Consider the following 20,983-nt stretch of genomic DNA (forward strand, 5'->3'; position numbering starts at 1 on the left):
ATCGGTGTGCCACTCCATGTACGCACGCGACTGCGTACGGTGACAACCCCTGTTGATGAAGGTGGCGAGTCCATGCCACGGGAGAGTGCAGCGGGCGCCGTTGCCGCATTGAGATCCTTCCGCAACTCCCTCGTCGGGTCCGACCGGGCTTCCCGGACGTCACATTCACAAGTGACGAACCTTGAGGGGGAGATGACGTGAAGCGACGGCGCAAGGGGTGGCTCACCGCCGGGTTGCTGGCCGCCGGGCTGGTCCTGACCGGGTGCGCGGGCTCAGGGAACACCGAACGCGCGACGGCGGACCGGGGCGGCGGCAACCGCGCGCCTGACGTGTCCCGCCCCGACGTGCCCCGCCCGGAGGCGGGCCGGGAGGACGCCGCCGAGGGGGAGCAGAAGTCCACGCGCCCGCCCGCCGACTACCTCTCCACCTTCGCCCTGGACGTGGACACCGCCTCGTAAGGCTACGCCCGCTCCACCCTCGCCGCCGGCCGGCTGCCGGACCCGGCGTCCGTACGGCCCGAGGAGTTCGTCAACAGCTTCCGGCCGGACTACCCGCGGCCGGAGGGCGACGGGTTCAGCGTGACCGTCGACGGCGCCCGGACCGGCGAGGACGGCTGGTCGCTGGTCCGTGTCGGGCTCGCCACGGCGGCGGCGGACCGCAAGGGCGAACGCCCGCCCGCGGCGCTCACCTTCGTCGTCGACATCTCCGGTTCGATGGCCGAGACCGGCCGGCTCGACCTGGTCAAGGAATCGCTCGGCATCCTCACCGACGAGCTGCGCGACGACGACTCCGTCGCCCTGGTCACCTTCAGCGACAAGGCCGAGACCCGGCTCCCCATGACCCGGATCAAGGGGCAGCGCGAGCGGATCCACGGCATCGTGGACGAGCTGGCGACGACCTCCTCCACGAATGTGGAGGCCGGGGTGCGGACCGGCTACGACGTGGCCGTCGAGGGTCACCGCGCGGAGGCCACGAACCGGGTCGTGCTGCTCTCCGACGCCCTCGCCAACACCGGCGACACAGACGCGCAGTCGATCCTCAACCGGATCGAGGAGGAGCGCCGGGAGTACGGCATCACCCTCTTCGGCGTCGGGGTCGGCAGCGAGTACGGCGACGCGTTCATGGAGCAGCTCGCGGACAAGGGCGACGGGCACACCACGTACGTCTCCGGTTCCGAGCAGGCCCGCAAGGTGTTCGTGGAGCAGCTGCCCACCTACATCGAGCTGCGCGCCCGTGACGCCAAGGCGCAGGTCGCCTTCGACCCGAAGACCGTCGAACGGTTCCGGCTGATCGGCTACGAGAACCGGGACGTCGCCGACGAGGACTTCCGTAACGACCGGGTCGACGGCGGCGAGGTCGGCGCGGGCCACACCGTCACGGCCGTGTACGCCGTGAAGACCCGGGCCGGCGGCAGCGGTCCGCTGGCCACGGCCACCGTCCGCTGGCTCGACCCGAAGAGCCGGGCGCCCCGCGAGGCCTCCGGTGCCGTCGGGACCGGGGCGCTCGCGTCCGCACTCTGGACGCCGGGCCACGACAGTCTGCAACTGACCGCCGTCGCCGCCTACTTCGCCGACCGGTTGCGGGGCGGCGACCTGCCGGGCGCGCCGCGTCTCGCGGAGCTCGCGGAGCGGTCGGGGGCGATCGCCGACCGCTCGGGCTCGAAGGTGGTCCGGGAGCTGACCGAGGCGATCCGGCAGGCGGACGAGCTGCTGCCGCCGGAGGGCGAGCGGGGCGGCGGGGCGGAATCGGGTGATCCGTACAGCGGCTGACCCGTTTCGGGAGCGGGCCGTGCAGGGGCCGTCCGGGGGCGCCGTCCGGGCGCCCGTCCGGGGGTCGTACGAGACTTGTCCACAGGCGCTTTTCCACAGGCGCTGCGGTGGGGCGTGGGGCGCGTAATGATGGGGCCATGGCCACCACGTTGCTCGCTCTCGCCATCGCTTCCACCGGGCTCTACGCCGGTTTCATGCTCATCTTTCTGACCGGGATCATGCCCGCGCTCGCGCGGCTCGACGACGGCGCGTTCGTCGACGCCATGAGGCGGATCAACGAGTACGTGCCGAAGGCGGTGTTCCTGGTCGTGTTCCTGGGGGTCGTGGCCTTTCCGGTCGCCGCGTTCTTCGTCCCGGTGGACGACCGGAGCGACACCCAGAAGTGGCTGATTCTGGCCGGTCTGGTCTGCGCGGTCCTGAACCACCTGGTGACCGTCGCCGGGAACATCCCGCTCAACAACGCGCTGGCCGCCTCGGAGCGGACGGGCGAGCCCGCGTCCGCCGTCCGGGCGGCCTTCGAGAAGCGCTGGAACGGCTTCCATGTGATCCGTACGGTGCTGATCACAGCCGCGTTCGGGTTGCTGATCGCTGCTGGGCTGAACTGACCTGAACCCGACCTGACAGACTCCACGGCCGGTGTTTGACCGGTGCGGATCCGGGACCGACGATCTCAGGACGAGGTGGCCGGGCCGGCCCTGGTTAATGCCCCAGGCCAGGTGCCGTGCCTGTCCGCCTCGCTCAGTCCCTTCCAACCCAGCCGTGCCGCGCCCGGTCCGAGGCCGCCCCCTAGCCTGGCCCCATGGAATTCCGCGGACAGCTGCCGGTCGTCGGAGCCGTGGCCGCCGGCGGCGCCCTCGGGGCGGTGGCCCGCTACGGCGCCTCGCTCGCCTGGGCCACCCCGCACGGCGCGTTCCCCTGGACCACGCTCACCGTGAACGCGACCGGCTGCGCCGCCATCGGCGTCCTGATGGTCCTGGTCACCGAGGCCGTCAGCGCGCCCCATCCGCTGCTGCGACCCTTCCTCGGCACCGGCATCCTCGGCGGATACACCACCTTCTCCACGGCCTCCCTCGACACGCAGCGACTGCTCGACGCCGGGGACACGGCCCGTGGCGTGGCATACATGGGGGCGACGGTGGCGGCCGCGCTGGCCGCCGTCTGGGCCGCGACCACCGCGACCCGTGGCGTACTGGCGAGGAGGACACGATGACGAGACTGGCGGGCCGGGCCCTACGGGTGACGATCCTCGTCGGAGAGAGCGACACCTGGCACCACCGGCCGCTGTACGCCGAGATCGTGCACCGGGCCCACGAGGCGGGCCTCGCGGGCGCCTCCGTCTTCCGGGGCATCGAGGGCTTCGGCGCCTCCTCCCTCGTCCACACCTCGCGGCTGCTCTCGCTCAGTGAGGACCTTCCTGTCGCCATCCTGATCGTGGACACCGAGGACCGTGTAAGGCGCTTCCTGCCGCAGCTCGACACGTTGGTGACGGAGGGTCTGGTGATCCTCGACGACTGCGAGGTCATCAGATACGTGGGCAGGGACCGCGGGGGACCGGACGCGTGAACTGGCTGCTCGTCGTCGCGGGCGCGGCCGTCGGCGCGCCCCTGCGCTACCTCACCGACCGGGCCGTGCAGGCGCGGCACGACTCCGTCTTCCCCTGGGGCACGTTCGCCGTCAACGTCGTCGGTTCCCTCGTCCTCGGCCTGCTCACCGGGGTCTCGTCCGCCCGCGCCCAACTGCTCCTCGGCACAGGGCTGTGCGGGGCGCTGACGACGTACTCCACCTTTTCGTACGAGACGCTGAAGCTGTACGGGAGCGGGGCGAAGACGTACGCGGTGCTGAACGTGGTGGGGAGCGTGGCCGTCGGGATCGGGGCCGTATGGGTGGGGGTGCAGGTCGCGCGGGCCTGGTGAGGCGCCGTACCGCGGTGGCAAGGTGCTGCCCACGACGGGTCGCACCAACCTCCGAAGGGCGGTAGCCGCGCATGAGCTGGGCGGACTTCCAGTACGAGATATACCTGAACGGTCTGACGGGCGCCGTCCCCCGGCTCCCCACCGATCTGACCCGCCTGGAGGAGCTGGCCGCCGCCCGGCTCGGCCCGGGGCCGGTCGGTTACGTCGCCGGCAGCGCGGGCGACGGTTCGACCGCGCGCGCCAACCGGGCCGCCCTGGACCGGCGGCGGATCGTTCCGCGCATGCTCCGTGACGTGCGCGAACGGGACCTGTCCGTGGAGCTGCTCGGCCGCCCGCTGCCCGCCCCGGTCGCGCTCGCGCCCGTCGGCGTCCTGTCGATCCTGCACCCCGACGCCGAACCGGCGGCCGCGCGGTCCGCCGCCGCGCGCGGCATCCCGTACATCCTCTCCTCCGCCTCCAGCACGCCGATGGAGCAGGTCGCGGAGGCGATGGGGGAGGAGGGGGAGCGGTGGTTCCAGCTGTACTGGCCGAAGGACGTCGAGGTCGCCCGCTCCTTCCTGCGCAGGGCCGAGGCGGCGGGCTACACAGCCCTGTTCGTCACCCTCGACACCCCGCTGCTGTCCTGGCGCCCGCGCGACCTCGACCAGGCGTACCTGCCGTTCCTGCACGGCGTCGGGACCGCGAACTACTTCTCCGACCCGGCGTTCCGGGCGGGCCTCGCCAAGCCCGTGGAGGAGGACCCGAACGCGGCCGTCATGCACTTCGTCTCGATGTTCGCCGACCCCGGCAAGACCTGGCCCGACCTGGCGTTCCTCCGCGAGAACTGGGACGGGCCGATCGTCCTGAAGGGCGTCCTGCACCCCGACGACGCCCGCGCCGCGGCCGACGCGGGCATGGACGGGGTCGTCGTCTCCAACCACGGCGGCCGCCAGGTCGCCGGTGCGATCGCCGCCGCCGACGCCCTGCCGGCCGTGGCGGACGCGGTCGGCGACCGGCTGACGGTCCTCTTCGACAGCGGGATCCGTACCGGCGCCGACGTCGCCAAGGCCCTCGCGCTCGGCGCGTCCGGCGTGCTCGTCGGCCGCCCCTACGCCTACGGCCTCGCACTCGACGGCGGGCCGGGCGTGGACCACGTCATCCGCTGTCTGCTCGCCGAACTCGACCTCACCCTCGCCCTGTCGGGCCACGCGAGCCCCAACACCCTCTCGAGGGCCGATCTTTCGGAGTCCGCCCCCCTATGACGGTCTGACGGTCCGGCCGGGCGAAAGCCCGGCCGCCTTGTCCGCTCCTGTCCGCGAATGTTTCCTTGCCGTCAAGACAGAGACTCCTCCAAAAACGAAGTGGTCATTATTATCTTATGGTGGCAGTACGTGACCATGGAGGGGGCGCTATGGATCTGAAGGTGCTGGGCTTGCTAGCTGTCCAGGAGAGTGGGACGCCGATCGTCCCGACGGCGGCACCAACCCGTCAGCTGCTCGCACTGCTCGCGGCGCACGCCGACCACATCGTGCCGACGGCCGTCCTGACCCAGGAACTCTGGCCCGAGGGCGCGCCGCGGCACGCGCAGGAGATGGTCGAGACGTACGTACGGCAGCTTCGGGAGCTCATCGACGACGCGCTGGACGTACGCCGCGAGGAGACGACAGCCGCTGCCGCCGGACCCCGGACCGCGCGCGAGGTCCTGGTCTCGCTGTCCGGCGGCTACCGTCTCGGCACCGGAGGCGGCACCTCCGACGTCCGGATGTTCCAGCGCGCGGTCGGCGCCGGCTACCGCGCCATGGAGCTGGAGGACTACCGTACTGCAGCCGAACGGCTCGGCCAGGCGCTGGAGTTGTGGACCGCCGACGCGTACACCGGTGTGCTGGCAGGACCGCATCTGCGGGCCCACGGCGCGCGCCTCGAACAGTCCCGGCTGCGCGCCCTCGACCTGTGGGTCGAGGCGCAGCGCAGACTCGGCCGCCGGCACGAGCTCTACGCCGGCCTGTCCGTCTTCCTCTCCCGCTTCCGCAGCTCGCCGCCCGAGTACGAGGCGCTGGTGGCGGAGTTGGAACGCGGCCCGGAGCGCGAGCCCGTGGGCCGGCCGTACGAAACGGTCGGGCGGTCGTACGAGCCCGTTCCGGCCGTCCGTGTCGGGTCCCTTCTGCACTCCTTGCGTCACTCCCTCCCCACCCGTCACCGCGCTCCCGTCGCCGGTTGACCGCAAGATCGCCGTCGAACTAGTTTCGGACCGATAAGGGGCGAAACGTGTACGACGGGCTGGGGGCTCGCACACCATGACGGATCCACAGACCAAGGAACCCGGCCTGATGGCCGTCCTGGAGCTCCTCTCCGAACAGGCGCCGGCGGGCCGCTTCGACGAGCTGTTGCAGCGGGCCCGGCGCGACCGCGTCCCGGACCAGGACCTGGTCCGCCTGGAGCGGGCCGTACACCTGGCCCGGGGGGTGCAGGCCTGGCAGGGGCAGCGCCGTCAGCGCGAGGACGCCCTGGCCGATCTCGTCGACACGGCCAGGGACCTGACGTCCCCTCATGACGTCGAGTCCCTGCTGCGGGTGGTCACCCGCCGGGTCAAGCGGCTGCTCAACTTCGACATGACCGCCATCGCCGTCCTGGACCAGGAGGGCAGCCTGCGGGTGGCCGTCTCCGACGGCTCGACCAGCGCGTTCGTCACCGGTCACGCGGTCCCCGCCGGGCACGGCCTGGGCCACCCGAGCCTTGACGCCAGAGCGCCGCTGTGGACGGCCGACTACCTGGACGACGACACGATCGCGCACGACCCGGCCGCCGACGACGTCATACGGGCGGAAGGCCTGCACGCGCTGATGGCCGTGCCGATGTGCAGCGGCGAGCAGACCATCGGTGTGCTCTACGGCGCCGCCCGCTCCGTACGCCACTTCAGCCCGGACGAGATAGGGCTCGTCTGCTCGCTGGCCGCTCTCGCCGCCGTCGCCATCGAGCGGGCAGGGCGGTTCGAGCAGGCCCGGGGCGAGGTCGGCCGGCTGGAACTGGACGGCTTCCGCACCCGGACCAGCCTCGTCCGGCTGCAGCAGCTCGGCGAGGCGCACAGCCACACCCTCGGCCTGGTCCTGGCCGGCGCCGATCTGACCACCGTCGCGAAGGCGGCCGGCGACGCGCTGGACTCGGCGCTGCAACTGCGCGACCCGGCCGGCCGGGTGCTCGCCGCCGGCGGAGACCTCGGCGACCTGGACGAGGCCGCCGTGGCCGAGGCGGCGCTCGACGCCCACGCCCATCTACGCCCCGTGGTCACCGCCCAGGGCACCTGGGTGGCCCCGGTCACCGCGGGCGCCGAGGACCTCGGTGTGCTGGTGCTCCGCCCGACCACGGCGCTCGTCGGCGAGGACGAGAGCCTGCTCGGACTCACCGCGCAGACCTTCGCGATCCAGCTGCTGCTGCGGCGCAGCACGGCCGTCGCCGAAGGGCCCGTACGCGACGACCTCTTCGACGAACTGCTCGCCGTCGACGCCCGCGGCGGCCACCAGACGCACTACCTGGTGCAGCGGGCGCGCGGGCTCGGGATCGACCTGGAGGCGCCGCACGTCCTGCTGGTCGCCCATCCCGAGGGCGGCGAGCAGGGCCGCGCCGTGGTGTGGGCCTCCTCGTACGCGCACCGGATGACCGGGCTCAAGACCGTCCACAGCGGCCACATCGTGCTGCTCCTGCCGGGCACCGACGCCTCGGCCGCCGCCCGCGCCGTCGCCGACCAGCTGTCACCGCTGCTCGGTCACCCGGTGTCGGTGGGCGCGGCGGGCCCGGGCCGGGGCGCGGCCGACGTCGGCCGGATGCACCGGGAGGCGATGCGCTGCCTGGACGCGCTGACCGCGCTCGACGGCGCGGGCAGCACGGCCTCGGCGAAGGACCTCGGCTTCCTCGGCCTGCTGCTCTCCGACGACCACGACGTCGACGGCTACATCCGGTCCGCGATCGGCCCGGTCCTCGACTACGACCGCGACCGGCTCACCGGCCTCATCGGCACCCTGGAGTCGTACTTCGCCTCGGGCGGCAGCCAGGCGAGCGCCGCCGACGTGCTGAAGGTGCACCCGAACACGGTGTCGCGGCGCCTCGACCGCGTGACCGACCTGCTCGGCGACGCCTGGCAGCACCCGGGCGGGACCCTGGAGGTGCAGCTCGCGCTGAGACTCCACCGCTCCCGCGAGGCCCTGCGCAGTCGGCGCCGTCCGGCCACGGGTACGGGCACGGACGCCGGTACCGGTACGGGTAAGGGTGGTACGGCGCCTCACGCCGAGACGAGCTCCGCCGGCCGGCCGGTGTCGTAACCGACGCGCGAAAGCACCACGGCCGCGTGGGCGGCGGAGGCCAGGGTCATGTGCCGGTGCCAGCCGGGGAAGGACCGGCCCACGTAGTCCCGCAGCCCGGTCTCCTCGCCGACCCGCGCGAAGTCCACGTCCACCCGGCGGGTGAGCTTCGTCAGCCGCAGCAGCGGGCCGGGGCCCGGCTGGGTCAGGCCCGTGAGCCACAGCGCGGACGGCGGACGCGTCGAGTCCGTCCACTCGCCGAGCAGGAACAGCCCCCGCATCGCGCCGGAACGATCCGGCAGGGCCACCGGCACCATCGCGGCCAGCGACATCCGGGGGGCGAGTCCGGCCGCCGGGTCCTGCCAGGGAACCGGCCGGCGCACCCCCTTCACCAGCTGGAGGATCTGCTGCGCGGGCAGCGGGCCGCCCCGGAAGCCCGGCATCGCGCGGTCCGCGACCGACAGCCGCTGGGAGCCGCCGATCCGGATCAGGAAGGGGACGCGCGCGGCGGCGAGCGGCGCCACCGCCGACAGCACGTGACCGGCCCGCAGATCGATCAGGACCGGCCGGCGCGGACCCCAGTGACGGGTGGCCTCCAGAGCGACCGCCACGGCGCACTCCTCCGGGCTCTCGGCCCCCGCCTCCCGGGGCACGCCCGCCCGGTCGCGCAGCGCGTGGTCGTGGACCCACTGGTCGGGCAGGACCAGCCGCCAGTCGACGGGAGCGCTCAGCTCCTGCGAGGCGAGCCACACACCGAGGGACTGCTGGCCCCGGAACGACTGGCGCACGTCCGGGGCGAACCCCCGGTCGACCCCGACCGAGTGCTCCCCGGTCTTCGGTATCGACATCTGCCGTACGACCCAGGCCTGCGGGGCCGCCTTCCGCTCCAGATGGGCGGCGAGCGCGCCGCGCAGGGGGCGCCAGTTCCAGGTGGAGTCGGCGATGAAGTGATGCAGCGTCTGTTCCGTCGCCGACGCGCCCAGATGGGCCGCGATGTTCCGGGCGGTCTTACGTCCCGCGGTGGTGAGCAGCCCGCGCAGGTACTGCTCGCCCCGGTGCCGCTGGTCCTTCCGGGGGAAGGAGGAGAACAGGGTGGCGCAGAGCTCGGTGACGGTGTCGTCGGACACGGCCGGGCCAGGCACCGTGAGCGGTCGGACCGAGTCTCGTTGCCTGGTGACAGCTGTGTTCACGACACTCCAACCATGGGGGTGGCCTGCTTCGATGCACCTCCACCCTCGCGCCGGAGGGGGGTCGCGGACGAGGTGTCCACGACACCCACCGGCCGTCGCTTCTGCGCCCTCGGCCACCGGTGTGACGGGTGTCCGGTTTGCCTGGGGTCGGGGCGCTCGACACGCTTCGTACGGGGTGTGGCCGGACCACCACGGGAGCCGTACGGGTGAGTGCGCGGTCACACCTCGCTGCCGCCGGCCCTGCCGTGGGCGGCCGCGCTGTCGGTGAAGGCGCGGTCGCCGTGCAGCCAGGACACCCGGTCGTACAACTCCTCCTGGGAGAAGGCGGAGAGCATCCGGTTGCGCTCCACGGCCCGCCCGCCCGCCGGGTGGTAGAGCTCGGAGCCCATCAGCCGGGCGACCTCCTGCGTCCGGCCCGTCCGCTCACGGCGTTCGGCGTTGAACTTCTCCAGGATCTGCACAACGCCCTCACCGTCCGCGTGCCCCAGCAGGTCCGCCAGGACGACCGCGTCCTCCAGCGCCTGGCAGGCGCCCTGGGCGGCGTACTGGAGCATCGGGTGAGCCGCGTCGCCGATCAGACACACCCGTCCGTCGGTCCAGCCGTCGACCGGGTCGCGGTCGCACAGCACCCACTCGCGCCAGTCGTCCCCGAGTTCGAGCAGCCGCCGCGCGGTGGAGCCGATCCCGGGGAACTGCCCCAGGACGTACTCCCGTGCGGTCGCCCGGCCGGTGACCGGGACGGTCGCGCCGTTGTCGCGGGTGACGGCGAGGTTGAGGAACTCGCCGCCGCCGATCATGTAGTGGACGAAGTGCCACTTCGGCCCCGCCCACAGGGTGACGGTGTTCCAGCGCAGCTCCTCGGGCACCTTGTCGATCGGGATCACCGAGCGGTAGATGGTGTGGCCCGACACGCGCGGTTCGCCGTCGCCGAGCATCTGGGCGCGCACGGTGGAGCGGATGCCGTCCGCGCCGATCAGCGCGGCGCCGGTGAAGCTCCGGCCGTCGGCGGTGTGCACGGTGACGCCGTCGGCGTCCTGCTCGTACCGCTCCACCGAGGCGTCGGGGACGAGCGTGACGCCCTCCCGTTCCCGGCAGGCGGCCAGCAGCGGTTGGTACAGGTCACCCCGGTGCACCACGGCGTACGGATTGCCGAACCGCTTCCGGTACGCGCCGGTCAGCGTCATCGCGGCGACCCGCTCGCCCGTGGTCCCGTCCATGAACCGCAACTCGTCGATGAACACGGCCCGCGCGCGGACGCCCTCGCCCACACCGAGCCGGTCGAGGGCGTGGAAGGCGTTGGGGCCGAGCTGGATGCCCGCGCCGATCTCGGCGAAGGTGTCGCGGCGTTCGAGCACGGTGGTCCGGTGACCGCTCCGGGCCAGCGACAGCGCCGTGGCGAGTCCTCCGATGCCACCGCCGGCGATGAGTAGGTGCGCCATGTCGTTCGTCAGTTCCCTTCTACGTCGCGCACGCCGGCCGACTCCAGGGCCACGCCGTGGCCCGTGAGCGTGGCGACGCCGAACGCACCCTCGACCGTTGCCTCCACGTCGAAGGCGTGCCGTTCGGTGGGCGGGTAGCCGATCAGCTCGGCAGCTCTCTGAGGGATCGCGGCCTCGGTCGACTCCCAGAGCAGGACGGCGCCCCACCGGTTCGTCGCCCGGTCGGAGATCCAGAACTTCAGCCGTAGTCCGGGGACCTGGGAGAAACGTTCCACCGCCTCGTCCCGGAGGAAGCCGCGCAGCGACTCGACGGTCTGCGACGACCCGGCCAGGTCCCACCAGACGATCACCGCACGCACGAGCCGGCCACCTCCGCGAGCAGCGAACCGATGATCCGGGGCCCGTCCACCGTCAGCACGGACTCCGCGTGGAACTGCATCGACACGAAGCCCGCGGCCCGCAGTCCGTGCACCTCGCCCGTCGCCGGATCGCGGCTGACCTCGACCCGGCCGTGCCGCGGATGCTCGAAGAAGTCCCCCTCGGCGCGCGCCGCGAAGGTGTTGTAGAAGCCGACCCGCTCGCGCCTGCCGAACAGGTCGATCTCGTGCTGTGCGCCCTGGTTGGGCACCGGCCGGTGCACCAGGTCGAGCCCGACCAGGGTGGAGAGCACCTGGTGGCTCAGGCAGACCGCCATGAACGGCCGCCGCTCCTCCAGGAGTTGGGCGACCGCCGCCCGTAGATGCGCGATCTTCGGCTCGTTCGTCGCACGCGGATCGCCGGGCCCCGGGCCCATCACGACCAGGTCGTGCTCGTCGAAGCTGTACCGCTCGTCGAACCGCCGTACGCTCACCTCGCCGCCCAGCGACCGGATCTGCTGGGCGATCATCTCCGTGAACGTGTCCTCCGCGTCGATCACCAGGACCCGGTGGCCGGAGAGCGCCCCGGCCGTTCCCACGCGCGTGTCCTGGTCCCGGAGCCAGAAGTCGGCGATGCGCTCGTTGCGTTCGTCCAGGGCCTCACGGACCGCCGGGTGCGCCCCGAACCTGATCGGCTCCGGGTCGCCGAGCGCCGCGAGCAGTCCGGCCGCCTTGGCCCGGGTCTCCTGCACCTCCGACAGCGGATCGGAGTGCCGTACCAGCGTCGCGCCCACCCCGATCCGCATCAGGCCCTCGCGGTCGATGTCGGCGGTACGGATCAGGATGGAGGAGTCCAGGGTGCGGCCGCCCGCCACGTCGCGGCCGATCAGCGCGGCCACCCCGCTGTAGTAACCACGGCCCTGGGGCTCGTACCGGCTGATCACCCGGGCCGCGCTCTCCAGCGGGGAGCCGGTCACCGTCGGCGCGAACAGCGTCTCGCGCAGGATCTCCCGTACGTCACGGTCGGTACGGCCCTCGATGAAGTACTCGGTGTGCGCGAGCCGGGCCATCTCCTTGAGGTACGGGCCCACGACCCGGCCGCCCGACGGGCAGATCCGGGCCATCATCTTCAGCTCCTCGTCCACCACCATGTACAGCTCGTCGGCCTCCTTGGGGTCGGCGAGGAAGTCCATCACGCCGTCGAGCTCCGGGCCGCCCGCCGGATAGCGGTAGGTGCCGCTGATCGGGTTCATCATCGCCGTACCGTCGTGGACGCTGATGTGCCGTTCGGGCGTGGCGCCGACGAACGTCCGCTCGCCGGTGTGCACGAGGAACGTCCAGTACGCCCCCGCCTCCCGCTGCACCAGGCGCCGGAAGAACGACAGCGCCGTCGGCAGACCGAAGCCGGGCAGCCGGGCGGTGAACGAGCGCCGCATGACGAAGTTGGCGCCCGCGCCGGTGCCGATCTCGTCGGCGACGACCCGCCGCACGATCTCGGCGTACGCCTCGTCGTCCACGTCGAACCGGCCGTCGGTCAGCTTCACCGGCTCGTCCGGCAGCAGCGGAAGGCTCGCGCGCAGCGGGACCGCCGCCTGTTCGCGGACCGTCATCGCGAGCAGCGGGGCGCCGTCGTCGGGGGCCGCGAAGCCCCGCTCGGCGAGCTGACGGTAGGGGATCAGGGTGAGGAGTTCGGTGCGGGCGCTGCCCGGTCCGTCCTGCGCGGGCAGATCGAGGTCCGCGAGGGTCGGGATCTCCGCCATGTCGCCGACCAGCAGTTCCAGGGTGTCCGGCTGCACCGACTCGGGGCGGTGCATCAGTGCGAACGCGCCGGCCGAGCCGTCGAGGATGCGGGCCAGAAGGCCGTGCGCGCTGTCCTGCCTTGCCATGGGGATTCCTTTCGGCGGTGCGGCGCGCTCAGCGCGCCGCACCGCCCGCGTCGAGTTCGCTCAGCACGGTCTTGGCGGACACGACGCGGGCCGCGCGCTGTGCCGCGTAGTCGAGGGCGAGCCGGTGGTAGGCGGCGGAGAAGTCGGCGACCGCGTCGGCCACCACGAACGCCTCGATGTCGTTGGTGAAGGCCTCCACCGCCGTCATCAGGACGCCGACGTGCGCGTACACCCCGCAGACGATCAGCTGGTCGCGCCCGTGGAACCGCATCCGTTCGAGCAGGTCGGACCTGAAGAACGCGCTGTAGCGCCACTTCGTGAACGTCCAGTCGCCGGGCGCCGGTTCGAGCGGGGCGACCACCTTGCGGTGCTCGGGCGTGGGCTTCATCCCCGGCCCCCAGAAGTCCTTCAGGAGCCCGCGCTGCTCGGGCGTCATCCCGCCCGGCTGCGCCGTGTACGCGACGGGCACGCCCAGTTCGGCACAGCGCTCGCGCAGCAGCGCCGCGTTGCCCACCAGGGCGTCGCCGGGCGCCTCGCCGCGCGGGAACGGTCTGAGGAAGAACTCCTGCATGTCGTGGAGGAGCAGTACGGCCCGGCGCGGATCCACCGGCCAGCCGACGGTGTTCGCCGGCAGCTCGCCCTCCGTGGGCATGGGGTACGGCTCGATCGGGGGGATACCGGGCATGGTCCGGTCGTTCCACTCTTCGTCAGACACCGAGCGTCGCCCCGCCGTCCACGGTCAGCTCGTGCAGGGTGACGTGGCCGGCGTCGTCGGACAGCAGGAAGGCGACGGCCCGGGCCACGTCCTCGGGCCGGGCGACCTTCCCCAGCGGGATGCCGACCCGGTACGCCTCCGGGGAGCCCGCGATCGACGCCGCGGCGGCCGAGCCGGCGTCGTGCATCCCGCGCAGCATCGGGGTGTCGGTGGAGCCGGGCGCCACCACGTTGCAGCGGATGTCGTACTCCGCCACCTCCAGGCCCAGGCACTTGGTGAACGCGGTCGCGGCCGCCTTGGACGCCGCGTACGCCGCCATCCGTGCCCGGGCCGTGCCCGCCGCGTTCGAGGCGACCGTGACGATCGCGCCGCGCCGGCGCGGGATCATCCGGTTGACCACGGCCCGCGACGTGTGGAACACGCCATGGGCGTTGACCGCGAACGTGGTCAGCCAGTCCTCGTCGCTCAGTGCGTGCGCCCCGGCCATCCGGAGCACCCCGGCGGCGTTCACCAACTGCTCCACCGGCCCGAGTTCGGCCTCGACCCGGGCGACCACGGCCTCGACGTCACGGCTGTCCGTGACGTCGGCCGGGAAGCCGGTCACGTCCAGGCCTTCGGCGCGCAGCCCGGCCACCGTGTCCGCGAGCCGGTCCGGCACCAGGTCGACGGCGGCGACCGTCGCGCCGCGCTCGGCGAGCAGCCGTACGACGGCCTCGCCGATGCCCCCTGCCGCGCCCGTCACCAGGGCGACCGTCTCTGCCATCTTCGTTTCCTCCGTCATCATCCGCGCCAGGCCGAGACGGCGGAAATCGCCTGCCGCGGGTTGAGGCGGGGGTCGCAGAAGCTCAGGTACTTGTCACCGAGGCTGCCGAGCCCGTCGGCGTCGAGGACGCACTCGGTGACGCTCTCCGGGGTGGTCTCCAGGTGCAGGCCCGTGGCCACTCCGCCGCCCGTGCCCACCGCGTCCTGGAACGCCTCGATCTCCTGGACGACCGTCGTCACCAGCCGGGTCTTGAGCCCGCCCGGACCGGTCACGGTGTTGCCGTGCATCGGGTCGGAGAGCCACAGCACCGGGTGGCCTGCGCGGTCCACGGCCTCCACCAGACCCGGCAGCTTCACGCGGGCGTTCTCGGCGCCCATCCGGGCGATCAGGGTCAGTCGGCCCGGACGCCGCTGGGCGTCCAACCGGTCGCACAGGCCGAGGAGTTCGTCGGCCGTCATGGACGGGCCGACCTTGACCGCGACCGGGTTCGAGACCGCGGCGAGCAGAGCGACGTGGGCCCCCGCCAGCTGCCGGGTGCGCTCGCCCACCCACGGCCAGTGCGTCGAGGTGAGCAGCAGCGAGCCGTCGGGCTCGCGGCGCAGCATCGGCAGTTCGTAGTCGAGCAGCAGCGCCTCGTGGCTGGTCCACACCGGCACGTCGAGCTCCGGGCGGACCGGCGTCCCGCGCCAGCCCAGGAAGTGCATGGTGTCGCTGGCAGCCCGGTAGCCGGTGAGCAGATGGGCCGGGTCGGCCCGGCGCTGCTCGGGGTCGGGCTCGGGGCGGTTGACCATGTGGCCCCGGTAGACGGGGAGTTCGGTGCCGCCGACCGTCTCGGTCGGCTTCGAGCGCGGCTTGGCGTACTGCCCGGCGATCCGGCCCACCCGGAGCACGGGCTTGCCGGAGGCGAGCTTCATCGTCCCGGCCAGGACGTCGAGGAGCGCGGCCTTGCGCCGTACGTCACCGGGGTTGGCCTCGGCCGGGTCCTCGGCGCAGTCACCGGTCTGGATCACCTGCAGATGGCCCGCGGCGGCCTCCGCGAGCAGGGAGCGCAGCCGGCGTACGGCGTCGGCGTCCACGAGGGCGGGCATCCGGCCGAGGTCCGTGCGGACCTCGGCCAGACGCGGGTGGTCTGCCCAGTCGGGCTGCTGGAGTGCGGGCAGGGAACGGAGGTGGGACAGGATGTCGGTCATCGTTTTCCCTCGGCGGGGGTGTGCCGGATCGACTCCGGCTGATGGCGGGCGTGGAGGCGGGCGGATGGCACGGACGCGTGCGCGTCCACGTGCTTTTCCGGCCGGCGTCTTCCGTCCTGCGGCGGCGCCCCGGCCGACAGCATCGGCATGCCGGAGCGTCGACGAGAGTGAGCGGCGCGGGCCCCTGAAGGGCGCGCCGATTCGTACGAAAGCCACTATCACCAGGCCCCCCACCGGGCCGCAACGATGGTCCGACGAGTCCGTCAGGTGGCGCGGATACGGGATGGGCCGGCGCTCTCCACGCGCTGCTCGGGCAGGCTCGCATGGTCGTGGAAGACGGTCAGGCGGGCGAGCGCCACTCTGCTGGAGATGCCCAGTTTGATGAAGATGTGGCGCAGGTGACTGTCCACCGTGTGCGGTGAGACGACCAGGTGGGTGGCCACGGCGCGATTGGTCAGCCCCTCGGACACCAGGCGGGCCACCCGCAGTTCGGCCGGGGTCAGGCTCGCCCAGCCGAGGACCTGTCCGGACGGATGTTTCCGGGACGAAGCGTTGGCTGTATTCACGCGGCAGACCATGGCGGCACGCCAAGGCGGTCGCAACGCTGGCCGGTCCACTCTGTCATGTCATCCGTCAGGTTCCCCGGGCCCGGCGGGCGGGGCGGATCACAGTGCGGAGAGGGCGCTTTCGACGACGCTGAGCAGGGCTTTCCGATCCTTCTGGACGCGGGCGAGAACGCGCAATCCGTAGTAGGTGCTGAGGACCTGGCGGGCGAGTGTCCCGGTGTCCCGGTCGGCCGCGATCTCCCCGGAGCGCTGCCCCCGCGCGACGGTCGCGACCAGGGCCTCCTCCACGGTGGAGAAGTGCCGGAGGACCTCCTGCCGGACGTCGTCGTCCGAGTCGGCCTTCTCGACCGAGGCGTTGATGGCGAAGCATCCGGAGGCGTCCGGGTCCGACAGGTCGTCGTCGAGGGCGTGGACCATCAGGTCCCGGAGCCGGTCCTTGGCCGGCCCCGGCCGTTCGAGCAGGGCGGTCTGTTCGGCGGTGTGGGTCTCGTAGTAGCGGCGCAGCGCCTTCAGGTACAGCTCGCGCTTGTCGCCGAAGGCGTTGTAGAGGCTCGACTGGCCCATACCGGTCGAGTCGGCCAGGTCCCGCGTCGAGGTGGCTTCGTACCCCTGCCGCCAGAACGTGTTCATGGCGGCGGTGAGGGCGTGCGTCTCGTCGAACTTCCTGGGCCTGGCCATACCCGTATTCTAAAGTTTTTGGAGCGATCGCACTGAAATTCGGGGACGGCCGGATCGGGACGCGGTACGGATCACGACGTCACCGCGATCGCCTCGATCTCGATCAGCCAGTCCGGGTGGGCGAGGGACGAGACCTCGACGAAGGACTCGGCGAGCGAGTGCGGGGCGAAGTGCTCGGCCCTGACCCGCGCGAACGGGTCCTGTTGCCGGGCGATGTCGGTGACGAACACGGTCGCCTTCACGACCCGGTCGAGGCCGGAGCCGGCGTTCTTGAGGACGAGCGCGAGATTGGCCAGCGCCTGTCGGGCCTGGGCCTCGAAGTCGTCCGCGCCGACGGTGGCGCCCTGCTCGTCGATCGGAGCCTGACCCGAGGTGAAGACCAGGTTCCCGACCCGGATGCCGAGCGCGATGCCGGCCGGGTCGTACCAGTCGGGATCCGCGGTGACGCGGACGCGCTGGGGCGCGCCGTGGGGTGCGCCCTGGGGTGCGTCGGTCATGTGAGGGTGCTCCCGTCTCCCAGCGCCTCGTGGACGGCGAGCACCAGCTCGTCGATCGAACGCTGCCCGCTCTCCGTACCGAACGAGTCGAAGATGTGGAACGCCCCGGCCCACTGGTGGAGCGTGACCGGCACGCCGGCCTCCAGGAGCCGCTGCCCGTAGCGCAGGCCCTCGTCGCGCAGCGGGTCGTACTCGGCGGTGACGATGTGGGCCGCCGGGAGCCCGCTCAGGTCGTCGGCGCGGTTGGGTGCCGCGTACGGCGAGGTCTCCCGCCGTTCGTGGCCCTCGCCGAGGTAGTGGTTCCACATCGACACGGACTGCGGCGTCGACCAGACGGGGGTGTCGTGGAAGCTCCGGGCGGACGGGGTGTCCATCCGGTCGTCGGTCACGGGGAAGGTCAGCACCTGGAGGGCGAGTCCGGGCCCCCGGCGGTCGCGTGCCATCAGGGCGACGGAGGCGGAGAGGGCGCCGCCCGCGCTGCAGCCCGCGACACCCAGGCGCGCCGGGTCGACCCCGAGCTCGCCGGTGTGCGCGGCGAGCCACTCCAGGGCCGCGTAACAGTCCTCGGCGCCGGCGGGGAACGGGTTCTCGGGCGCGAGCCGGTACTCGACGCTCACCACGACGACGTTCGCCCGGGAGGAGAACCAGACGCACTGGTTGTGCTCGGTCTCCAGGCCGCCCATCACGAAGCCGCCGCCGTGGATCCACAGCAGACCGCCGTGCGGGCCTTCGGTACGGGGGGTGTAGACGCGGACGGTGACGTCGGGGGCGCCCGCCGGGCCGGGGACGATCCGCTCGGTGACCGTGATGGCGCCGGTGTCGGCCGGCTCCCACTGGGCTTCGAGCTCCTTGAGGGTGCGGCGGGCGACGCTCGGCTCCGCGACGTCGAGGTACGGGATGTCGTCGACGAGCGGAGCCAGATCGGGGCGGAGCCGCATGCGGGTGGGTGCGGGCGTGGGGGATCGGTGGGTGGCGTCACTCATGGGCTCATCGTCCCGTGCGGGCGGGGGAGTTCGCCGCCGCCGCCCGTCGCATGTTGGCGCCCCGGGACCACCGATTGGTGCGCCGACCTGACGGATTGCCGTCGGTACGACGATGCCGCCCGTGCCCCCGATCTAGCCTGCGCGGATGTACGGACTGACGCCGAGCCCCGCGCACCCGTCCCCCGAGGCGGAGACGGCGCCGGCTCTCCTCGACCGTTTCGACGCGCTCTTCGGGAGCGTCGCGGACGCCGACGAGCTGGTCCGCGTCGCGGCGCGGGTCGCGGGCTGTCCCGCCGGCCTGTCGGACCGCGGCCGGGTGCTGCGGCGCGGACCGGCGGGCGGCTCGCCGGACGCCGGGGAGACGGTGCCGTCGACACGGCGCCTGATCACCGTCGCCGGGCGCGCGGCGGGGGAGGTGTGGGTGGAACGCGCGGGGGAGCCGCTGCCCTTCGACACCCTGCTGACCGAACGCATGGCACTGGCCGCCGCGTCACTCGTGGCCGGGGGTGGGGTCGGGCCCGGGGGCGGTTCGCACGGGGCGCGGCACCCGAGCAGCCCAAGCAGCCTCAGCGGCGCAACCAGCCCAGGCGTCCCGGTCGATCCCAGCGCCCCGTCCACCGATCAGCGGCTCTGGGTGCCCCGGGGGCTCGGTGATCCGGCGCTCGTACAGGCGGTCCTGTCCCCGGCGATGCCCGAGACGCAGCGGTCCCGCGCGCTGCATCTGCTCGGCCTGGCTCCCGCGGGCCCGATGCGGGCGGTCGCCGTCGTGGTCGCCGAACCGGCCGCCCTCCAGGGGGCGTTGCGTGCCTCCGCCGTCGAGCTGCACGTGCCACCGTCGGTGGCGCCGCACGGCGCGCTGTGGCCCCGGGTCGGCGCGCTCCTGCTCCCGGGGGCACCCGTTGCCGCCCGCAGGCCCGTCGCCGTGCCCCGGGGCGTGGCCGTCGGGGTCGGCCCGGCGGTCGCACCGGAGCGGCTGCCGGAGTCCTGGGCGCAGGCCCGGCGCGCGGCGCGGTTCGCGGGCCTGGGGCCCACCTGGCCCCGGCTCGTGGACGCCGCAGAGCTGGGCGCGCAGGTCCTCCTCGCCGCCATCCCCGAGGACGCGGCGCTCGCGCACCCGGACGTGGCCGCCGTCGCCCGGCTGGAGGCCGAGCCGGACGGCCCGCAGATGCTGGCGACCCTGGAGGCCGTCTGCCGTACCCGGTCCCTCCGTGAGGCGGCCAAACTCCTCTCCCTGCACCACAGTTCCGTCGCCCACCGGGTCGCCCGCGCCGAGCGCGTCCTCGCCATGTCGCTGAGCGATCCGGCCGAGCGGCAGCGGGCCCACACGGCCGTACTCCTGTGGCGGCTGAACGCTCCCGGCAACTGGCGCAACTGAGCGTGGAATTCGGCACGGGTCACACCGAGCGTGGTTTTGAAGCGAATGCTTCAAAATGATGCTAGCGTCGCCCCGAGGCCGACTGCACACCGCTCGCGACCGGACCAACACCGGTCCACCCCCACGCCTTTGGAGGCACTCCATGCCCCTCGCCGTCTACATCCTCGGCTTGGGAATCTTCACCCAAGGCACATCGGAGTTCATGCTCTCCGGGCTGCTCCCCAACCTGGCCGACGACCTGGGTGTCTCCATCCCCGACGCCGGACTGCTGATCTCGGCGTTCGCCATCGGCATGGTCGTCGGCGCGCCGCTGCTCGCGGTCGCGACCCTGAAGTGGCCCCGCCGTACGGCCCTCGTCGCGCTCCAGGCCGTCTTCATCGCCGCGCACATCGTCGGCGCCCTCGCGCCCGGTTACGGCCTCCTCTTCGCCACCCGCGTCATCAGCGCCCTCGCCTACGCCGGGTTCTGGGGCGTCGCGGTGGCCACCGCCGTCGCGCTCGTCCCCGCCAACGCCAAGGGCAAGGCCGTCGCGGTCGTCGCGAGCGGGCTCACCCTCGCCACCATCGTCGGCGTGCCCGCGGGCACGGTGCTCAGCCAGTTCGCCGGCTGGCGGGCCGCCTTCTGGGGCGTGGCCGTGCTCACCCTCGTCAGCCTCGCCTGCTCGCTCCTCGCCATCCCCGGCGGCAAGGGCTCCGGCGAGGAGACCCGTACCGTCCGCGCCGAACTGCGCGCCATGGCACGACCGCAGCTGTGGCTCTCGTACGCCGTGACCGCCTTCTCCTTCGGCGCGGTCATCGTCACCTTCAGCTACCTCGCCTCGCTGCTCACCGACGTCACCGGCCTCACCGAGGGCTGGGTGCCCGTCCTCCTGGCGCTCTTCGGCGTCGGCGGGCTGCTCGGCATGGTGATCGGCGGCCGGACCGCCGAGGCCTACCCGATCCGTACGCTCGCGCTCGGCACCGGCGTCCTCGCCGTGGCCTCCGTCCTGCTGGCCGTCCTGGCGGAGAACACCGTCGTCACGGTCGCCCTGATCTTCGTCCTCGGCCTCGCGGGGTACGTCACCAACCCGATCCTGCAGTCCCGGGTGTTCGTGGTGGCGCCCGGCGCGCCGACCCTGGTGGGGGCCACCAACACCTCCGCCTTCAACGTCGGCAACACCCTCGCCCCGGCCTTCGGCGGTCTGACCATCAGCGCCGGGTTCGGCTTCGAGTCGGTGGCCTGGGTCGGCGCGGCGCTGGCCGCCTGCGGTCTGCTCGGCACGCTGTGGGCGGGCCACCTCCAGTACCGGACCCGGCCCGCCGGCGGCGGCGTGGTCGCGGGCGGCGGTACCGACCTCCGCAAGGCCCAGGACCAGGACCTGGGCCGTACCACCCGCGTGTGACCTGACACCAG

Annotated in this window: 21 protein-coding genes and 1 pseudogene; 11 read left to right on the forward strand and 11 right to left on the reverse strand. The window is 72.8% G+C overall.

Annotated elements, in window-relative coordinates:
- Nucleotides 1-197 precede the first annotated feature (197 nt).
- From Q5762_RS39995 to Q5762_RS18270, 9 genes and pseudogenes are all read left to right on the forward strand, one after another.
- Nucleotides 198-458, forward strand: coding sequence for a hypothetical protein (locus Q5762_RS39995; protein WP_399495194.1), 261 nt, complete (start codon nt 198-200; stop codon nt 456-458).
- 18 nt (nt 459-476) lie between these two features.
- A pseudogene (locus Q5762_RS40000) lies at nt 477-1,385 on the forward strand (VWA domain-containing protein); the annotation flags it as partial.
- A gap of 521 nt (nt 1,386-1,906) precedes the next feature.
- Entirely contained in the window at nt 1,907-2,374 is a 468-nt protein-coding gene (locus tag Q5762_RS18240) for a DUF1772 domain-containing protein (RefSeq protein WP_315893201.1), read from the forward strand.
- 194 nt (nt 2,375-2,568) lie between these two features.
- Nucleotides 2,569-2,979, forward strand: coding sequence for a CrcB family protein (locus tag Q5762_RS18245; protein ID WP_315893202.1), 411 nt, complete (start codon nt 2,569-2,571; stop codon nt 2,977-2,979).
- Nucleotides 2,976-3,332: a DUF190 domain-containing protein gene (locus Q5762_RS18250; protein ID WP_315893203.1), complete on the forward strand. Its 357-nt coding sequence runs from the start codon at nt 2,976-2,978 to the stop codon at nt 3,330-3,332. Before Q5762_RS18245 ends, Q5762_RS18250 begins: the two co-directional genes overlap by 4 nt.
- Complete coding sequence (gene crcB / locus Q5762_RS18255) at nt 3,329-3,682, forward strand: fluoride efflux transporter CrcB (protein WP_315893204.1); 354 nt, start codon at nt 3,329-3,331, stop codon at nt 3,680-3,682. The genes Q5762_RS18250 and crcB overlap by 4 nt, the downstream gene beginning before the upstream one ends.
- Before the next feature lie 71 nt (nt 3,683-3,753).
- The gene (locus tag Q5762_RS18260; RefSeq protein ID WP_315893205.1) at nt 3,754-4,923 is read left to right on the forward strand and encodes a lactate 2-monooxygenase; all 1,170 of its coding nucleotides are present in this window, start codon (nt 3,754-3,756) and stop codon (nt 4,921-4,923) included.
- Between the two features lie 149 nt (nt 4,924-5,072).
- Entirely contained in the window at nt 5,073-5,879 is an 807-nt protein-coding gene (locus Q5762_RS18265) for a BTAD domain-containing putative transcriptional regulator (protein WP_315893206.1), read from the forward strand.
- Between the two features lie 76 nt (nt 5,880-5,955).
- Nucleotides 5,956-7,974 carry a GAF domain-containing protein gene (locus Q5762_RS18270; RefSeq protein ID WP_315893207.1) on the forward strand — a complete coding sequence of 673 codons (2,019 nt, stop codon included), beginning with the start codon at nt 5,956-5,958 and terminating at the stop codon, nt 7,972-7,974.
- Here the strand turns inward: Q5762_RS18270 and Q5762_RS18275 are convergent.
- The 11 genes from Q5762_RS18275 to Q5762_RS18325 form a co-directional block, all read right to left on the reverse strand.
- On the reverse strand, nt 7,935-9,080 hold the full coding sequence (locus Q5762_RS18275; protein WP_315893208.1) for a transposase: 1,146 nt from the start codon (nt 9,078-9,080) through the stop codon (nt 7,935-7,937). The genes Q5762_RS18270 and Q5762_RS18275 overlap by 40 nt on opposite strands.
- Nucleotides 9,081-9,361: 281 nt before the next feature.
- Nucleotides 9,362-10,582, reverse strand: a complete 1,221-nt coding sequence (locus Q5762_RS18280; protein WP_315893209.1) for a 3-hydroxybenzoate 6-monooxygenase — start codon at nt 10,580-10,582, stop codon at nt 9,362-9,364.
- A gap of 8 nt (nt 10,583-10,590) precedes the next feature.
- Nucleotides 10,591-10,941, reverse strand: a complete 351-nt coding sequence (locus Q5762_RS18285; RefSeq protein ID WP_315893210.1) for a hypothetical protein — start codon at nt 10,939-10,941, stop codon at nt 10,591-10,593.
- Nucleotides 10,929-12,824, reverse strand: a complete 1,896-nt coding sequence (locus tag Q5762_RS18290) for an anthranilate synthase family protein (RefSeq protein ID WP_315893211.1) — start codon at nt 12,822-12,824, stop codon at nt 10,929-10,931. Before Q5762_RS18290 ends, Q5762_RS18285 begins: the two co-directional genes overlap by 13 nt.
- Before the next feature lie 28 nt (nt 12,825-12,852).
- Nucleotides 12,853-13,509, reverse strand: a complete 657-nt coding sequence (locus tag Q5762_RS18295) for an isochorismatase family protein (RefSeq protein ID WP_315893316.1) — start codon at nt 13,507-13,509, stop codon at nt 12,853-12,855.
- Between the two features lie 22 nt (nt 13,510-13,531).
- Nucleotides 13,532-14,302, reverse strand: coding sequence for a 2,3-dihydro-2,3-dihydroxybenzoate dehydrogenase (locus tag Q5762_RS18300; protein WP_315893212.1), 771 nt, complete (start codon nt 14,300-14,302; stop codon nt 13,532-13,534).
- Between the two features lie 17 nt (nt 14,303-14,319).
- Nucleotides 14,320-15,492 (reverse strand): 3-deoxy-7-phosphoheptulonate synthase, encoded by a 1,173-nt coding sequence (locus Q5762_RS18305; RefSeq protein WP_315893213.1) that lies wholly within the window; start codon nt 15,490-15,492, stop codon nt 14,320-14,322.
- A gap of 263 nt (nt 15,493-15,755) precedes the next feature.
- Nucleotides 15,756-16,058: a helix-turn-helix transcriptional regulator gene (locus tag Q5762_RS18310; protein WP_315893214.1), complete on the reverse strand. Its 303-nt coding sequence runs from the start codon at nt 16,056-16,058 to the stop codon at nt 15,756-15,758.
- A 99-nt stretch (nt 16,059-16,157) separates the two neighbouring features.
- Complete coding sequence (locus Q5762_RS18315; protein WP_315893215.1) at nt 16,158-16,736, reverse strand: TetR/AcrR family transcriptional regulator; 579 nt, start codon at nt 16,734-16,736, stop codon at nt 16,158-16,160.
- A gap of 71 nt (nt 16,737-16,807) precedes the next feature.
- Entirely contained in the window at nt 16,808-17,233 is a 426-nt protein-coding gene (locus Q5762_RS18320; protein ID WP_315893216.1) for a RidA family protein, read from the reverse strand.
- Nucleotides 17,230-18,216, reverse strand: coding sequence for an alpha/beta hydrolase (locus Q5762_RS18325; RefSeq protein ID WP_315893217.1), 987 nt, complete (start codon nt 18,214-18,216; stop codon nt 17,230-17,232). The genes Q5762_RS18320 and Q5762_RS18325 overlap by 4 nt, the downstream gene beginning before the upstream one ends.
- Before the next feature lie 145 nt (nt 18,217-18,361).
- Here Q5762_RS18325 and Q5762_RS18330 point away from each other — a divergent pair, with 145 nt between their 5' ends.
- Both Q5762_RS18330 and Q5762_RS18335 read left to right on the forward strand, forming a co-directional pair.
- Nucleotides 18,362-19,591 carry a helix-turn-helix domain-containing protein gene (locus Q5762_RS18330; protein ID WP_315893218.1) on the forward strand — a complete coding sequence of 410 codons (1,230 nt, stop codon included), beginning with the start codon at nt 18,362-18,364 and terminating at the stop codon, nt 19,589-19,591.
- A 142-nt stretch (nt 19,592-19,733) separates the two neighbouring features.
- The gene (locus Q5762_RS18335) at nt 19,734-20,972 is read left to right on the forward strand and encodes a Cmx/CmrA family chloramphenicol efflux MFS transporter (protein ID WP_315893219.1); all 1,239 of its coding nucleotides are present in this window, start codon (nt 19,734-19,736) and stop codon (nt 20,970-20,972) included.
- Nucleotides 20,973-20,983: the final 11 nt, after the last annotated feature.

The sequence above is a fragment of the Streptomyces sp. P9(2023) genome (assembly GCF_032436795.1).
Taxonomy (GTDB): Bacteria; Actinomycetota; Actinomycetes; order Streptomycetales; family Streptomycetaceae; genus Streptomyces.